The following is a 16,330-nucleotide window of genomic DNA, read 5'->3' as shown; positions in this document are numbered from 1 at the left end:
GCCCCCAGAGTCAACCCCGAGCCCCTAACGACACCCGCCCCACGGAAGTGACGCCCACCTGTTCGTTCACCCTGCGCCCGCGCATGCCGTACGGGGGCGGCCGACCGGCCGGTTCGGGTCCGGGTCGGGGCGGCCGCACCCGGCTCAGGCCGGGTCCCGCGCGGAGTCGGGGCGGATCTCGATGTGGTCCGGGGCCAGGTCGACCGCCACGCGGTGCTCCATGCCGAGGGCCTCCAGGAACTTGTACGGGAGCTGCACGCGGCCGGTCCGGTCCAGCATCACGTACTCGCGCTCGCTCACCGACTCCGCGCCGTGCTCGTCCGTGACCGTGCGGCGCAGTACTTCGCTGCTGGTGCGGCCGTCGCGGATGGCCACCGTACGGCGGACCTCGCCCGCGACGAGCGGGTCGTGCGTCACGATCACGACCGTGGCGCCGAGCTCCCGGTTCACGGTGCGGAACGCCTCGAAGATCGCGGCGCCGGTCTCGGAGTCGAGCTCGCCGGTGGGCTCGTCCGCGAGGAGGACCGGCGGGTTGTTGGCCATGGCGACGGCGACGGCCACGCGCTGCTGCTCGCCGCCGGACAACTGCGCGGGGCGGCGGTCGGCGAGGTGGCCGATCCCGAGTGCCTCGAGCAGGTCGGCGACCCGCGCGGCATGGCGCTTCGCCGCACCACGCCCGCCGCCGCCCCCCAACTGGAGCGGCACCGCGACGTTCTGAGCTGCCGTCAGGAAGGGCAGAAGGTTGCGGGCGGTCTGCTGCCAGACGAAGCCGACCGCCTCGCGGCGGTAGCGCAGGGTGTCCTTCGCGGACATCTCCAGCAGGTTGTAGCCGCCGACGGTCGCGGTGCCCGCGGTGGGCACGTCCAGGCCCGCCAGGATGTTGAGCAGGGTGGACTTGCCGCTGCCGGAGGCACCCACGAGGGCCACCAGATCCCCTCGGGCGACGGTCAGCTCCAGCCCCTGCAGGGCCTGCACCTCGATGCCGTCGCTGCTGAAGATCCGGACCAGGCGGTCACAGGCGATCGCCGTGTCCGCCCCGATGCTCCGGGGCTCGGCGGCGGCCAGGGCCTGCCGGCGCAGCTCTTCGTAGGTCGGCTGGTCGCTGTTCAACGCTGGTCTCCCGCTCTCAACTCGGTGGTGATCTGGCGCCGCCCGGTCACGGCCGCCTCGGCGAGCACGGCCGCCGCGACCAGCCCGGCCAGGATCAGGGCCTGTGCCACAACGGGCCACACGGCCGGCCGTACCCCGGTGTGCGCACGCGAGCCGACCAGTGCGGACAGGTCCACGGCCGGACCCAGCAGGGCCACGGCGGCCGCCGCGACCAGGGCGCCGCCCAGTGCGGCGGCCAGGGCCTGGGGCAGCGCCTCCGTCAGGATCAGCGCCACGCCCTGCCGGGGGCGCAGGCCCATGGTGCGCAACCGTGCGAGCAGCGCGGCCCGTTCGGGCGCGGCCCGGACCATGGTGAGCAGGACGGCCAGCAGGGCGAGGCCCCCCGCGCCGGCCACCGACGCCCAGAACAGCCGGGCGGCCGAGCGCCCCAGCGGGTCGCGCGCCAGCCGGGCGTTCTCGTCGGCGCTGGTGTGCACGGCCCAGCCCTCGAAGGCGGGGCCGCGGGGCGCGGCGCGGACCAGCTCGTCCAGCGCGGCCTTGCCGGGGGAGCCGAGGGCGAACCACCGGGTCGGGTGGGTCGTCTGGGCTGCCGCCGCCGTGGCCGGGCCGGCCGGCAGCACGAGGAAGGAGCCGCCGACGCCCGGCAGGGCGGGCGTGTCCTCGACCACTCCCGCCCCCTTGACCGGCAACGACACGGAGTTGTCGAGGTGCAGCTCGTGCGGGCCGGGGCCGGCCAGCCGGGCGAAGTCACGGCTGAACAGGGCGGGTACGGGCGCTCCGGCACCGCCGCCCGCCAGCCGGGCCGGGTCGAACCCGCCCGACCCCACGGCCCGGGCCAGCTGCGCGTACGTCACCGGATCGGCGACGACCACCCGCACCTTGGTGGAACCCTGCTCGGTGCCGGAGACGAACGCGTCGTCGTCCGTCCACACCGGTACGGACAGCCGTACCCCGGGCAGTGCGGCGGCGGCCTCGAGGAGGGACTGCGGCAGCATCTCCCCGTAGGGTGCGGTGATCTGCGCGTCACCGCCCACGTTCACCCGCGCCACCTCGGTCCTGGCGCTGTCCACGGTGGCGAGGACGGCGGCCCCGAAGCCTCCCGTGGTGATCGCGAGCAGCAGGGCGACCACCGGCAGTACGGAGGGGCGGCGCCGGCCGCCGGCGCCGCGTGCGGCGCGGGCCAGCCCGAGGAAGCCGATGAGTCCGGACCGCCGTCCGGCGAGCCAGGCCAGCGCTCCGACGAGGGCGGGTACGAGCCGTGCCAGGATCAGGCCCCCGCACAGGGCGAGCAGCAGCGGGGCGGCGACCAGCAGCGGGTCCACGCCCTCCCCGGCCGGGGCGACCCCGCGCAGCCGGACCTCGAACACGGCGGCGGCGGTTGCGACGAGGACGAGCAGCTCGCCGGCCGGCCTGCGCCGGGGGCGCGGGCCGCGCCGTGCGGACAGCATCGCGGCGGCCCGTACGGGGAAGGCGAGCAGCGCGAACAGCGCGGCGGCCGATGCGGCGAGCAGGGTGGCCGTCCAGCGCGGGGTGGGCAGCAGCAGGACGGCCAGCGCGGTGGCGAGGGCGGCGGCCGGCAGGACGGTGACGGCTCCCTCGCCGAGCAGGCGCAGCAGGATGCCGCGGCGGGACCCGCCGCGGGCGTGCAGCAGCCGCAGCTCGGCCTCGCGCCGGTCCCCGGTGAGCGCGCCGGCCAGGCAGAACACCACGACGGCCACCCCGGCGACCCCCGCCGGGCCGATCGCGGCGAGCGGCGCGGCGGCCGCTTCCCGGGCCCGCGCCTGGGTGAGGAGCGCCGGCAGCGCGGAACTGATCCGGAGCCTGGGCCGGCCCGTGGCCTGCGCCAGGTCGGTGGCGGTCTGGCCGGCCATGTACGCGGCGATCCGGCGTCCGGTGGCGGGCAGTTGATCGGCCCGGAGCGCGTCCGTGTCCACCGGGAGCCGCCAGAACTCCTCGGCCTGCCCGCCCCATGCGCCGAGCCGGGCGAGGTCGTCCGGGCCGACGAGGCCGGCGGCCTCCCAGTACATCTCCGGCAGCGGCTTGCGGGTGTACCGCTGACAGGCGTGGGTGGGGCAGGGCAGGTCGGTCCAGAAGACGTCCGCGTCGTCGTGCGCGGCGTAGAGGCCGACGACCTCGGCGCTCATGCCTTCGGAGGTGGCGGAGGAGCCCCGCAGCACCGTGCCGACCTTGGCGCCGAGGGTCTGCGCCGTCTGCTGCGGCAGCGCGACGGGGACCGGGCCGTCCGACCTCCCGCCGCCCGGCCAGCGCCCCTCCACGAGGCGTACGTGCTCCTCGGCCCCGTGCACGTGCATCAGGTGGAGAACCGGCGAGACGCCCTCGGGGCGGGCCAGTTCGGGATTGTCGAGGGAGCGCGGCTTGACGCCCCGGGCGCCGTACACCGGCCCGCTCGGCGCGATGCGGTATCCGGGGCCGGTCCGGGCGAGCAGGGCGGCCAGCGCCGTGTCCAGGCCCTGCGGGCTCTGCGGCCCGTCCTGCGCGGGGGAGGCGACCAGCACGCTCGTCGCGCTCGCGCCGCGGTCGTGGAGGAAGGCCCGCAGCCCCTGATCGGCGCCGCGGTCCATGGCGCGCGGCAGGGCGGCCGACAGCAGCACGGTGACGAAGGCCAGCGCGGCGGCGAGCAGCGCGGTCAGCGGCGCCGCACTCAGTCGGGTGCGCACCCAGGGCGCCCGGCGGATACCGGACCGGGAGGCGGTGGCGGGCCGGGCGCCGGGCGCGGTGCCGGGCGGGGACTCGGGCGCCGTGCCGGCGTCCGGTGCGGCCGGGCTGGTCATATCTCCTCCACGTACCGCAGCCGGGCGGCGATGCCCCGGGCGCTCTGGTCACGTCGGCCGCCGGCCAGGGCCGACAGCAGCGGAAGCAAGGCGATCGCGGCGGCCAGCAGCAGCGTCCGGCCGTCCGGAAGATCCACCACCACGGGTGGCAGCGGGCGGCGGCCGGCCGGAGTCAGCACCATCAGCGGCACGACCAGGTGGACGATCGCGGCGCCCAGCCCCACCCCCACGGCACTGCCGAGGCCGACCAGGACCAGACCCTCGGCGGCAGCCGTACGGGCCAGGCTCCGCCGGGGCGCACCGAGCGCCGACAGCACGGTGAACTCCCGGGTCCGCTCCCGCGCGGCCGCCGCGGACGAGGCCGCGAAGCCGATCGCGGCGAGCACCGCACACACGACGGCGAGGGCGGCCAGCGCGCCCTGCGGGCCCGCGCTCAGCGGATCGCCGAGCAGTGCGGCGGCCACCTCCTCGCGCAGCTCCACCTTCTGCAGGCCGGCGCCGGAGCGCAGTTCGGCGGCCGCCCGTGCGGGGCGCGGGTCGTCGGCGGAGGCCGCCGGGAGCCACCACTCGGTGGGCGGTGGCAGCGCGCGCCCGTTCTCGGCCGCGAACATCCGGCCCAGGGCGGCCAGATCGACGGCCAGCGCGGTGTCCCCTGCCACGGGCAGCGAGCTCACGGCCGCGGTCACCCGGACCCGTAGCGTCGAGCCGCCGAACCGGACGGGGATGGTATCGCCCACCTTCGCTCCCACACCGGCCAGGTAGCCGGGCGTGGCGATGCCCGGGAGCTCGCCGGCGGCCGGCGGCGTGCCGGCGGGGGTCAGCATGACGCCGATGCCGCCCGGGGCGTCGGTCCCGCCGTGGTAGCTCATCCGCAACAGCTCCGAGCCGTCGGCGGCGCCCGGCAGCGGCACCGCGGCGGCCCCGTCCTTGAGGCTCGGCGCCGACAGCTGCCAGCCGGCCGGCGCGGACGGGGGGAGGGCGACGGCCGCGCCGCCCGCCGTGTCGGAGACGGAGATCCGGCGGACGGCCAGCTCTCCGGCGGACGGCCGGAACTCCCAGGCCTCCGGCACCAGGGCGGAGTATCCGACCGTCATGCCGACGAGGCTCAGCGGCGCGGCGGCCGACCCGATGGGGGCGTCGGTCAGGGCGCCCAGATGCGCGGAGAGGGTGGTCTCGCCGTCGGCGGGGATCGTCATCACCGGTGTCCGGAAGGTGAGGCCGAACCGGTCGCGCAGCAGCAGCGAGATGCCGGGGTTGCCGCCGTGCTCCCCGCGCAGCGTCACGTCGACGTCGATCCGCACGGGCGTGCCGGGCAGCGCGATGCCGCCCGCACCCGCGGTTCCCGCGCCGGCGGCGAGCGGGGCGAACAGTTCGGCCATCGGGCGCCCGTCCCGCAGATCGCGCCGCAGCGGCACCCGTTCCGCCACGGCCCTGGCATCCAGCGCGAGCAACTCCGCGGGAGTACCGCCCACCAGCTCCTGCTGCTCGCGGATCACCGGCATCACCCGCTCGCCGCCGGGCAGCGCCGAGTACCGGCCGCCCTGGCCCATGGCCGACAGATCGGCGCCGGAGATCCGCAGCCCGCCCGCGGTGGCGAAGTCGGCCTGGTCGCGCTGGGAGGCGGACCACGCGCTGTGCTGGCCGAGGGCCAGGACCCCGCTGGAGACGGCGAGGACGAGGAGCAGCACCGGACCGGTGGCGCGAGCGGGCCGCCGGGCCAGCTGCCAGCCGACCAGCGCCGGGCCGAGGCCGCGCCCGCGCGCCGCGAGCCGCCCGCCCAGCCGGGCGGCGGCGAACGGCAGGATCCGCAGCACCAGCAGGGTGCCGGCGCACAGTGCGAGGCTCGGCGCGGCGACCAGCACCGGGTCGATGCCCAGAGCGCCGGACGCGCCGGAGCCCCCGGGCCGGCCGGTCCCGTGCCCGGCGTCGTGGTACCGGGACAGCTGCTGGTACGCGAGGGCGGCCAGCGCCACCAGCGCGAGGTCCGCCCCGGAACGGGTGGCGCGCGCGGTGAGCAGCTGCCGCCCGCGCGCGTGGCGCAGGGCCGCGGCCGCCGCCCCGCGCAGTACGGCGGGCAGCGCGGTCAGCAGGACGCAGGCGAGGGCGCAGCCCGCCGCGACCGGCCACAGCAGCCAGGTCCCGGAGCTGTCCAGCGGCACCCGGGACAGCGGTCCGAAGTCGGCGAGCAGCCGCAGTAGCGGCGGCGTGAGCAGGGGTGCGAGGACGGCGGCCGGCAACGCGAGCAGCAGGCCTTCCGCCGCGGTGAGGGTTCCGAGGCGGCGCCGGGAGGCGCCGCGTGCGGCGAGCAGCAGGCGCTCGGTCTCCTGCCGGCCCGTCAGGAGGTGGGAGACGAGCAGCAGTGCGGCCGCGGCCAGGACGGTGAGCTGCAGTGCGCCGACCAGCAGCGTGGACCGGGCGACGAGCAGCCCGGACTCCAGCTCGCCGAGCAGCTCCGGCAGTTCGGTCCTGGCGTGGAGCCCCGAGGCGCCGGGGAGGGCGTCCGCGGCGTCGGCGGCGCGGGTCCGCAGCGCCCCGGTCTCGGCGACGCGGGCGGTGGCGAAGTCGGCGGTGAGGAGGGAGTCGCGGCCGTTCTGCACGAGCCCGCCGGCGCCGAAGACGGTGTCGTCCACGAGCAGCGGTCCGTACGTGGTGAAACCGCCGACCTGGAACTCCCGGCCGCCGAGCGGGTCGAGCCGCCAGTACGCGGCGTCGGGGTCGGCCGCACGGTACACGCCCGTGACCACCACGGTGAGCGGGGCGCCGCCGTACCGGTCGTCGAGGCGGACCTCGGCGGGGAGCGCGCCCGGCGCCAGCCCGAGCCGGGTCAGGGCCGCCTGAGGGACGGCCGCCTGCACCCGGCCGCCCGGCGCGGCGGCCGGCTCGGGCCACTGCCCGGAGACCAGGCGCACGCGGTCCCGGGCGAGGGCCGCGAGCAGGGTCAGATCGGCCTCCCGGCCGGGGGCGCGCACGCCGGGCAGCCCGTACGAGCGGCTGCGCGCCACGCTCTCGACGGTGACCGGCAGCCGGCCGAACACCTCGTCGGAGAAGGCCCGTACGGCCGCGTCGTCCTTGCCGCGCGCGGCCGCCGGATGCTCGCCGGTGACCAGGACGGTGGTCCGGGTCTGGCCCGGTGCCTGGAGCGCCCGGCGCAGCCCGGCCTCGCCCACGCTGCGGTTGAACGCGAGCAGTGCGGTCAGCACGGTCGTGGTGATCAGTACGGTCAGCAGTACGGCGGCGGCGAGCGGCAGCCGCCCCCGGAGCCGGCGCACGACGAAGCCGAGCATGTGCCGTTTTCCTCCCCCATCCGGACCGTTGGCACCGGATAGCGGACGATGCTGTCAGATTCGAATGCCGAGCGGAAGGGACCGGAAGGGACTTGCGTGAATGATGTGACGGATGAGCAAATGCGAAAGGGCGGGATGTCAGACGGTGTCCGCCGGGCCGATTCCAGGGAGAACCTGAGCATGACGCAGCATCAGAACGGCACACCGGCAGCCATGGTGACGGTGCGGGACCTCCACCGGAGCTTCGGCAGCGGACCCAGGGCCGTCCACGCGCTGCGCGGGGTGTCGTTCGAGATTCGCCGCGGCGAACTCACCGCCCTCAAGGGCCGGTCCGGCTCCGGCAAGACCACCGTGCTCAATCTGGTCGGCGGTCTCGACACCCCGACCGGCGGCACCGTCACGCTCGACGGCACCGATCTCGCCGGGCTGGACGAGGCCGCACTGCTCGCCCTGCGCCGCGACCGGATCGGCTTCGTCTTCCAGTCCTTCGGGCTGATCCCCGTACTGACCGCCCTCGAGAACGTCGGCATCCCGATGCGGATGCGCAAGGTGCCGGCGCAGCAGCGCGAGGAGCGCGCCCGGACCCTGCTGGCCCTGGTGGGCCTGGCCGACCACATGGACCAGCGCCCCGGCGAGCTCTCCGGCGGACAGCAGCAACGGGTCGCCGTCGCCCGCGCCCTGGCCAACGAGCCGGCCCTGATCATCGCGGACGAGCCGACCGGCCAGCTCGACTCCGAGACCGGCCGCTCGATCATGCAGCTGCTGCGCGCGGTGGTGCGCAGCGAGGGCGTCACCGTCCTGGTCGCCACCCACGACCAGAACCTGATCGAACTCGCCGACCGCGTGGTGGAGTTGCGCGACGGCCGGATCGTCGACGACCCGGGCGCCTGAGCGGCGTTCCGAGCCGGCCTCGGGGTGCGCGGAACCGCTGCGGCGGGCCAGGCGTTCCAGAGGTGCCGACCGGCACCGGTTCGCGAGGGGGGACACCGATGATGCTCCGCCGCACTGTCGCACAGCACGCCTGCACGGCCGCCGTGACCGCCGCCGTACTGCTCACCGGCTGCGGACGGGCCGCACCGGCCGCTCCGGCCGCCACGCCTCCGCCCGCGCCCGGCAGCACCGCGCCGGCCCCCGGCAGCCCCGCGCCGGCGCAGGACGGGCGGTGTCCCGCGCTCGACGTCACCGCCCGCGGCGCCGAGCCGACCGCCACCGACCGGAGCCAGGGCAACACCCCTGAGGGGGCACGCCTGTCGGCGGCCATCGGCAAGCAGGGGTACGGCGCGTTCGCCGACGTCTACGCCACGCAGATCACCGACCAGCCCCCGGGCCGGGTGGTCCTCTGCGTCACCGACCTCGCCCGCGGCCGCAAGCTGCTGGAGGCGGTGCACGCGGCCGATCCGGAGGCCGACCCGGGCCGGGCAGACCTCTATCTCAGCCCGTACACGCACCGCAGGCTCATGGCCGCGGTCGAGAAGGCCTTCCAGCTGAAGGACCGTTTCCCCGTCTACACCGGGCACGCGAGCGCCGGCGCGACCGGGATCACCGTCAGCACCTCCGCCGAAGGCGCCGCGTCGAAGGAGTACAAGGCGCGCCTGGAGGCGGCCACCGGAGGCATCCCCGTCACCCTCGAGGCGGGCGCCCCGGTCGAGGCCCTGACGGGCGGCGGTCTGACGCCCCGTCCCGTTCCCCCCACCGGTGGTTGAGCAGGTCCCCGAGCAGGTCCGTCATCACGTCGACCGGAAGCGAAGGGTTGGCGGCCGCCGCCCGCGCCACCTCGGGATCGGGGTCGGTGATGAGATCGGCCAGGACCGCCGCGGGCAGGGCCGGGTGGCGGGCGGCTCGCGGCCGGGCCCTCTCGTCGGCGAGGGCGGGCAGGAGCGCCCCGGCCGTCGCGTTCGGGTGGCCGGCGATCTCGCGGAAGGCCCGCCGCACCGGCGGATCGTGCCGGGCCAGCTCCTCCAGCAGGGCCGGCGGGGCGCCCGGGTTGGCCGCCACCCGCGCGAGGACCCGTACGCCGTGCAGCCCGACCATGGCGCGCAGCTGCTCCTCGGACAGGCCGGGGTGCGGGGCGACGGCCTTGACCACCGCCGCATCCGTGTCGGCCGCCAGGGTGTCGCGCAATTCGGGCTCCAGATCGCGCCGTTGGGCCACGAGCATCCGTACGCGGGCATCCGCCGACGCGGCGGCCTGCGCGAGCTCGGCGGGCACGGCGCCGGCGATCCGCGGCAACAGGGCCGGCCCGATCCGGGTCTCCCGGGCCAGGTGCGCGAGGACGTCGAGCGGCAGCCGCGGGTGCCGGGCGAGGCTGTGGGCGACCTCGTCCCCGCCGGCTCCGCCCTTTGCGTTCTTCCCGCCCTTCCCGCAGCGGGCGGCCAGGGCCCGGATCAGGGGTTCGCCGATCGCGGGGTTCTCGGCCACCTCGGACCGCACCCCCGGAATCGGGTCCTCGGCGAGCCGGGCGTACAACTCCTGGGACAGGTCGGTCCGTTCGGCCAGCGCCCAGCGGATCAGCAGGGACGGATGGTCGGCGAGGGAGGCCGCGGCGGCCGTGGGCGTGGCAGGGTTGCGCGCGGCCTGCTGCCGGATCTCGTGCAGGGTGGACTCGTGCCCACCCGCGCAAGCCGCGCCGCCGCGCAGGTCGCAGTCCGTCCGGGGGCAGTACGGATCGTGCGTGAAGGGGATCTCCTCGCGGTCGCAGACCAGGCAGGAGCGCGCCGGAGCGAGCCCCTCGCCGGTGATCAGCGCGGCCAGTGCGGCGGGCGGGGTGGCCTCGTTGGACGCGGCCCCCCGGCGCACCTCGGCATGCGGATGCGCCGCGAGGGGCCCCGCGACGGACGGCTCGGTGGTCCACAGGGCCAGCTCCGCGACCACCTCGACATCCGGATCGGCGGCCAGCGCCTCCGACACATCGAGCGGGAGACCGGGCACGGAGGCCAGCCGTCGGCGGATCTCCCGGTCCGGATGGGCTGCCAGCAGGCGGGCCCAGCCGGGCGGTCCGGCGCCCTCGTCCAGCAGGGCGAGGGCCACGGCCGGCCGGGCCGCCGGATCCACACCGGCGGCGTCCAGCAGGCCCGCACGGGCGAGATGCAGTGCGGCGTCCTCGTCGCACGCGGCGAGCGCGGCCACCCGGGCGGGCCCGAGGTCCGGGCGTTCGCTCAGGACCCGGGCGAGCTCCGCGTCCGCCTCCTCCGGGCTCTCGTCCGGGCCCGAGGCCGAACGCGCGAGCAGTCGCTCGATCAGCCGGGCGAGCAGCTCGGCCGGCAGCGCCGGGTTGGCGGCGAGACCGGCCAGCAGGTGCCCGCTCACCGCTCCACCGCCGCCCCGGCCAGAGCCGCCGTCAGCGCCTGCGCGTACGGGTGGGGGCGCCGCCGGCGCGGGGTGACCACCCCGATGTGGCGTGCGGGGCGCGGAGGTTCGACCCGTACGACCGTGAGCGAGGCCGTGGGGGCCAGCGACACGTGCGGGATCAGCGCGACCCCCACACCCGCGGCGACCAGGGTCTGCGCGAAGAAGTAGTCGGTGGTGGAGGCCGCCACCCGGAGGTCGAAGCCGGCGAGCGCCGCGTACCTGCGCAGGTACGCCTCCGTCTTCAGGCAGCCGAGCACCCAGCGGTCGGCGGCCAGTTCGGCGAGGCCCAGCGAGTCGCGGCCGGCGAGCCGGTGCCCGCTCGGCAGCACGAGCCACAGCGGATCGTCCATCAGCGGCGTCCAGTCGAGCCCGGCCTGCAAGGGCAGCGGGCCGTCGAAGTGATAGGTCAGGGCGAGGTCGGCGCCGCCGCTGCGCACCAACGGCACCGCGGCCTCCGGTTCGGCCTCCCGTACGGTCAGCTCGACATCCGGGTGCGCAGCCACGAACCGGGCCAGCGCCGCGGGCAGCAGATGACGGCCGCCGCTGGTGAACGTGGCGACCGTCAGCCGGGGCCGCCCCGCCGTCAGCCGGTCGATCTCGTGGCGGACCTGGTCCAGCTCGGCGGAGATCGTCTCCGCCGCCTCCACCAGCAGCCGCCCCGGCTCGGTCAGGGTGACCCCGCGGGTGCTGCGCACCGCCACCGGGTGGCCCAGGCTCCGCTCCAGCGAGGCGATGTGCTGCGAGACGGCCGACGGGGTCAGCCGCAGGGCCCCGGCCGCCTTGTTGAAGCTGCCGTGCTCGGCGACGGCGCGCAGGATGCGAAGCCGCTGCACATCGATCATCAGTTTTCCTTCATACCCGTTCAGCAGGTGATCGGTTCCGCTGGGGACGATACAGCGGCACAGTCGAAGCCATGCAGAAGATTCTTGTGATCGGCGGAAGCCGGTACTTCGGAAAGCACCTGGTCACCCTCCTGCGCGACGCGGGCGACGAGGTGACCGTCCTCAACCGCGGCTCCGCCGCCCCGCCGCCCGGCGTGGGCCGTCTCGTCGCCGACCGCGACGACGCGGCGCAGCTGCTCGACGCCCTGGGCTCGCGCACCTTCGACACCGTCGTCGACCAGGTCTGCTACACGCCGCGGCAGGCCGCCGTCGCCCGCCGGGTCTTCGCGGGCCGGACCGCGCGGTACGTGATGACTTCCACGATGGAGGTCTACGACCCCGCGCCGCCCACCCCCGAGGCCCGCGCCTACGCCGAGGGCAAGCGGCAGGCCGAGGCCGTCCTGCGCGGTGCGGGGGAGGGCGACGGCCCGGAGGGCGGCAGCCCCTTCGGCTTCGCCGCCGTACGGACCGCGCACGTCCTCGGCGGCGGCCGGGAGGAGTTCACCGGGCGCCTCGCGCACTACGTCGGGCGGATCGCGGCCGGGGCCCCGGTGGACGTCCACGCCGCCCCGCAGGCCACCTCTTTCATCCACCACCGGGAGATCGCCCGCTTCCTGCAGTGGACGGCCGGGCAGTCCTTCACCGGTGCGGTCGACGCCGCCTCCCACGGAGCGCTCGACGTCCTCGGGTTGTGCGGGCTGGTCGCCGACCGGGTCGGCCGCCCCGCGCGCCACCGGATCGTCGAACAGGGCGCCCCCGCCTCGCCGTTCTCCTTCGATCGCGCCTACGCCCTGGACAACAGCCGGGCCGTCGGCCTGGGTTTCGGCTTCGGCCGGGTCGCGGACTGGCTGCCCGGGGCGATCGCCGAAGAGCTCGCCGAGCAGCTCGGCGAGGCCGCCCGCTGACCCCGCACCCGCACCCTCACCCGTCGCCCGTACGGCGCTCCAAGGGGGTGGCTACCGCGGAGTTGCTCACACTGAAGGTGACGCTCCCTGCGCGGTAGCGGTCGTCCGTCCACTCGATCGGGCGACCGGTGGCGGTGGCGGAAACGTGCCGCTGGCGCAGCAGCGGGCTGCCGCGCCGGATCTCCAGCAGCCGGGCGTCCTCGCTGCCGGCCGGAAGTGCGTCGATGAGGTGCTCGCCGTAGTGGGCGACGATCCCGGAGCCGTGCGCGAGGCCGTCCATCACCGAGCGGACGTCGTCCGCCATCGCCTCGACCGCGGCCGCGACCCAGTCGGCGTACGCGGTCCGCTCCACCATGGTGGGCTCCCCGTCGAGGAACCGCAGCCGTACGACGTAGAGGACCACGGTGCCCGGCGCGAGCGCGAGCCGCTCCGCCTCCTCGGCGGTGGCCGGCCGGCGCACCCGGGAGAGGAAGCGGCTGGTGACCTCCTGGCCGAGCCCTTCGGCCCACTGGGCGAAGCTGTTCAGCTCGCCGAAGCTGTGCCGGCGCTCGTGGCGCAGGACGATCCTCCGGGCGCCCTGCCGGGAACCGATCAGCCCCTCCGCGGCGAGCGTGGCCACCGCCTGCCGGACGGTTCCGCGCGAGGCGGACCAGCGGGCGGCCAGATCGCTCTCCGAGGGCAGCTGGGCGCCCACGGCGTACTCGCCGGACAGGATCGCCGTGCGCAGTGCACCGGCGATCTCCAGGTACCGGACCGTGCCCATCGCGTGCCGCCCCCTCGCTGTCGAATCTGCCGACGACCGTATCCCGAACTGCCCGCCGACCTAGGCCCCGAAGATCATTACACCTCTCCTGTCACGGCTTCTTTCGGTCATTCTCGTCTCTTCGTCGAGCCGTGCCCCGCGGTCCAGCCCCCGTTCACCGTCCGTACAGCGAGGCCGGGCGAACTGGAGCCAACTTGTTCAGACAAGTAGACCCCCGTCAGGAACCCGTCTCCGGGAGAGACCGTGCTCAGTTCCTCCGCCCGCCGTGGTGCAGCCGTACTGCTCAGCGCCGCCGTCCTCACCACGCTCAGCGCGTGTGGCGCCGCTCCGGACCAGGCCGCCGGTGCTGCCGACGGCAAGTCCAAGGTCCAGCCGGGCGCCGCCGTCTCGCTCACCGACCTCGGCGGCATGGACGCCCTCGTCGCGGCCGCCCAGAAGGAAGGCCAGCTCAACGTCATCGCGCTGCCGCCGGACTGGGCGAACTACGGCGAGATCATCAAGGCCTTCGAGGCCAAGTACAAGATCAAGGTCAACAGCGAGAACCCGGACGCCTCCAGCTCCGACGAGATCGCCGCCGTGAAGTCCCGCAAGGGCCAGAAGCGCGCCCCCGACGTCATGGACCTCGGCATCGCCTTCGCGCGCAGCGGAGCCGGCGAGAACCTGTTCGCCCCGTACAAGGTCACCGCCTGGGACAAGATCCCGGCCGGCCAGAAGGACGCCGACGGCCGCTGGTACAACGACTACGGCGGCTACATCTCCATCGGCTGCGACGCGGCCAGGATCCCGAACTGCCCGACGACCTTCGCGGACCTGCAGAAGCCCGAGTACAAGGGCAAGGTCGCCCTCAACGGCAACCCGACCAAGTCCGGTTCGGCCTTCGGCGGCGTCTACGCGGCCGCCCTCGCCAACAAGGGCTCGTTCGCGGACGTCCAGCCCGGCATCGACTTCTTCGGGCAGCTGCGCAAGAGCGGTAACTTCATCCCGGTCGAGTCCACCCCGGCCACCGTCGAGAAGGGTGAGACGCCCATCTCCATCGACTGGGACTACCTGAACGCCGGCTACGCCGAGCAGTTCAAGGGCAAGGGCGTCGACTGGAAGGTCGCCGTCCCCACCGACGGCGTCTACGCCCAGTACTACTCGCAGGCCATCAACAAGGAGGCCCCCAACCCGGCGGCCGCCCGCCTGTGGATGGAGTTCCTGTACAGCGCCGAGGGCCAGAACCTGTGGCTGAAGGGCCACGCCCGCCCGGTCCTGCTCCCGTTCATGACCCAGGACGGCACCGTCGACAAGGGCGCCGCCGCGGCGCTCCCGCAGATCCAGGGCACCCCGGCCTTCCCCGCCTCCGCGGAGCTGGACAAGGCCAAGGCCACCCTCGCCGAGAAGTGGGACAAGGCCCTCTCCTGATGTCCCCCTCCACCCCCGCCTCCCACCCGGAGGGCACCGCCGGCGGCAGCACCAGCCGCCGCCGGCGGCGCGGCCCGCGCACCTGGCTCGCCGCCCTCCCGCTCCTCGTCTTCACCGGGCTCTGCTTCGGCGTCCCGCTCGGCGCCATCGCCTTCGGCGCGGTCACCCGGACCGACCCGTCGAGCGGCGCCACCCAGGTGACCGGCGAGCACCTCGCGCGCTCGCTCCAGGGCCCCTACCTCGGCTCGCTCATCGGCAGCGTGCAGCTCTCCGCCCTCACCGCGGTCGTAGGCGGCCTGCTCGGGGTCCTGATCGCCCAGGCGGTGGTCACCTCCCGCTCCCAGGCCCTGCGCAGTGCCGCGCTGACCGCCTCCGGCGTCCTCGCCAACTTCGGCGGCGTGCCGCTCGCGTTCGCGTTCATCGCCACCGTCGGCATCTCCGGAGTCGTCACTCAGCTCGCCGACCTCACGAGCCTCGGCTGGAGCCTCTACTCCTTCACCGGCCTCGCCGTGGTCTACCTGTACTTCCTGATCCCGCTCATGGTGCTCGTGATCGCCCCGGCGCTGGACGGACTGCGCCCGCAATGGCGCGAAGCCGCCCAGAACAACGGGGCCACCGGATGGCAGTTCTGGCGCCACGTCGGGCTGCCCGTCCTCGCGCCCTCGCTGCTCGGCGGGTTCGTGCTGCTCTTCGGCACCGCGTTCGCCGCGCACGCCACGGCCGCGGCCCTCGTCGGCGGCTCCGTACCGCTGGTCACGCTGAAGATCGCCGACGCGCTGTCCGGCAACGTACTGACCGGACAGGAGAACGTGGCGCTCGCCCTCGGCCTCGACATGATCCTGATCGCCGGCCTCGTCATGGCGGTCTACCTGCCCCTCCAGCGACGGAGCGCCCGATGGCTGCGATGACCCCGACGCCCGCACCGACCGCCCCGGACACCGGGGCGGCGCCCGCCGGCTCCACACCGCAGGCCCCGGCCCGCGGGCCGCGCCGCCGCCCCCGTCCCCGGGTCTGGCGCGGAGCCGTACTCCTGCTGGCGGGCGCGTACTTCCTCGTCCCGCTCATCGCCTCCTTCGTCTTCACCGTGCACGTGCCCGGCCAGGGCGTCAGCTTCGAGGCGTACACCCAGCTGCTCTCCGCGGACGGGTTCACCGAGAGCATGCTGCTCTCCCTCGGGCTGGCCGCCGCCACCATCGCGCTGTCGCTGCTGCTCGCCGTGCCCGCGCTGGTCGCCGTACGGCTCGGCTCGCCGCGGCTGCGCCCGGTCGTGGAGGTGATGTGCATGCTGCCGCTGGTGGTCCCGCCGATCGCACTGGTCACCGGTATCACCACCGTGCTGCGCTGGGGCCCCGAGCACCTGTCGCGCACGCCCTTCTACCAGACCTTCCTGGCCGTGCAGAACGAGCAGTTCCCGGTCGTCCTGGTCCTCGCGTACACCGTGCTGGCGCTGCCCTTCGTCTACCGCTCGCTCGACGCGGGGCTGCGCGCCATCGACGTGCCGACGCTGGTCGAGGCCGCCCGCAGCTGCGGCGCGAGCTGGCCGTACGTGGTCCTGCGCGTGCTGCTGCCCAACCTGCGGTCCTCGCTCGCCGGAGCCGCCTTCCTCACGCTGGCCCTGGTCCTCGGCGAGTTCACCATCGCCTCCCTGCTGGGCTTCAGGCCCTTCGCCGTGTGGATCGTCACGATCTCCGGAGCCCACGCCCGGATGTCGGTCGCCGTCTCCATCCTCAGCCTGCTCATCACCTGGCTGCTGCTGCTCGTCCTGTCGCGGGCCGGGACCAACCCCGCCACGGTGTCCTCCGCCCCCCGTACGTCCCCCACCTCCCACAAGGAGTCCTGACCT

At 75.3% G+C, this 16,330-nt stretch carries 12 protein-coding genes; 6 read left to right on the top strand and 6 right to left on the bottom strand.

Features of this window, described 5'->3' with window-relative positions:
• Positions 1-144: 144 nt before the first annotated feature.
• Genes ACFYXK_RS26530 through ACFYXK_RS26520 form a run of 3 tightly spaced genes read right to left on the bottom strand, consistent with a single transcriptional unit; the run spans position 145 to position 7,186 of the window.
• Positions 145-1,110, bottom strand: coding sequence for an ABC transporter ATP-binding protein (locus tag ACFYXK_RS26530; protein WP_389413375.1), 966 nt, complete (start codon positions 1,108-1,110; stop codon positions 145-147).
• Positions 1,107-3,902, bottom strand: a complete 2,796-nt coding sequence (locus ACFYXK_RS26525) for a hypothetical protein (RefSeq protein ID WP_389413374.1) — start codon at positions 3,900-3,902, stop codon at positions 1,107-1,109. The genes ACFYXK_RS26530 and ACFYXK_RS26525 overlap by 4 nt, the downstream gene beginning before the upstream one ends.
• The gene (locus ACFYXK_RS26520; protein ID WP_389413373.1) at positions 3,899-7,186 is read right to left on the bottom strand and encodes an FtsX-like permease family protein; all 3,288 of its coding nucleotides are present in this window, start codon (positions 7,184-7,186) and stop codon (positions 3,899-3,901) included. Before ACFYXK_RS26520 ends, ACFYXK_RS26525 begins: the two co-directional genes overlap by 4 nt.
• A gap of 180 nt (positions 7,187-7,366) precedes the next feature.
• On the opposite strand from ACFYXK_RS26520, the gene ACFYXK_RS26515 reads away from it, so the two are divergent.
• On the top strand, positions 7,367-8,077 hold the full coding sequence (locus tag ACFYXK_RS26515; RefSeq protein WP_389413372.1) for an ABC transporter ATP-binding protein: 711 nt from the start codon (positions 7,367-7,369) through the stop codon (positions 8,075-8,077).
• A gap of 98 nt (positions 8,078-8,175) precedes the next feature.
• Entirely contained in the window at positions 8,176-8,889 is a 714-nt protein-coding gene (locus tag ACFYXK_RS26510) for a hypothetical protein (protein ID WP_389413371.1), read from the top strand.
• Here the strand turns inward: ACFYXK_RS26510 and ACFYXK_RS26505 are convergent.
• Positions 8,807-10,492, bottom strand: coding sequence for a hypothetical protein (locus ACFYXK_RS26505; protein ID WP_389413370.1), 1,686 nt, complete (start codon positions 10,490-10,492; stop codon positions 8,807-8,809). The genes ACFYXK_RS26510 and ACFYXK_RS26505 overlap by 83 nt on opposite strands.
• Positions 10,489-11,376, bottom strand: coding sequence for a LysR family transcriptional regulator (locus ACFYXK_RS26500; protein WP_389413369.1), 888 nt, complete (start codon positions 11,374-11,376; stop codon positions 10,489-10,491). Before ACFYXK_RS26500 ends, ACFYXK_RS26505 begins: the two co-directional genes overlap by 4 nt.
• Positions 11,377-11,447: 71 nt before the next feature.
• On the opposite strand from ACFYXK_RS26500, the gene ACFYXK_RS26495 reads away from it, so the two are divergent.
• Positions 11,448-12,320 (top strand): NAD-dependent epimerase/dehydratase family protein, encoded by an 873-nt coding sequence (locus ACFYXK_RS26495; protein WP_389413368.1) that lies wholly within the window; start codon positions 11,448-11,450, stop codon positions 12,318-12,320.
• Between the two features lie 16 nt (positions 12,321-12,336).
• Here ACFYXK_RS26495 and ACFYXK_RS26490 read toward each other — a convergent pair whose 3' ends face one another.
• Positions 12,337-13,083 carry a GntR family transcriptional regulator gene (locus ACFYXK_RS26490; protein WP_389413367.1) on the bottom strand — a complete coding sequence of 249 codons (747 nt, stop codon included), beginning with the start codon at positions 13,081-13,083 and terminating at the stop codon, positions 12,337-12,339.
• A gap of 243 nt (positions 13,084-13,326) precedes the next feature.
• Here ACFYXK_RS26490 and ACFYXK_RS26485 point away from each other — a divergent pair, with 243 nt between their 5' ends.
• From ACFYXK_RS26485 to ACFYXK_RS26475, 3 genes are read left to right on the top strand one after another with little or no spacing between them, the layout of a single operon-like run.
• Entirely contained in the window at positions 13,327-14,487 is a 1,161-nt protein-coding gene (locus ACFYXK_RS26485; RefSeq protein ID WP_389413366.1) for an ABC transporter substrate-binding protein, read from the top strand.
• Positions 14,487-15,395, top strand: coding sequence for an ABC transporter permease (locus ACFYXK_RS26480; protein WP_389413365.1), 909 nt, complete (start codon positions 14,487-14,489; stop codon positions 15,393-15,395). Before ACFYXK_RS26485 ends, ACFYXK_RS26480 begins: the two co-directional genes overlap by 1 nt.
• The gene (locus ACFYXK_RS26475) at positions 15,383-16,327 is read left to right on the top strand and encodes an ABC transporter permease (protein ID WP_389413364.1); all 945 of its coding nucleotides are present in this window, start codon (positions 15,383-15,385) and stop codon (positions 16,325-16,327) included. Before ACFYXK_RS26480 ends, ACFYXK_RS26475 begins: the two co-directional genes overlap by 13 nt.
• Positions 16,328-16,330 lie beyond the last annotated feature (3 nt).

It is taken from the genome of Streptomyces sp. NPDC002209 (assembly GCF_042890265.1).
Taxonomy (GTDB): domain Bacteria; phylum Actinomycetota; class Actinomycetes; order Streptomycetales; family Streptomycetaceae; genus Streptomyces.
Note: the sequence above shows the minus strand (reverse complement) of the source record. Positions and strands in the feature narration are given on the sequence as shown.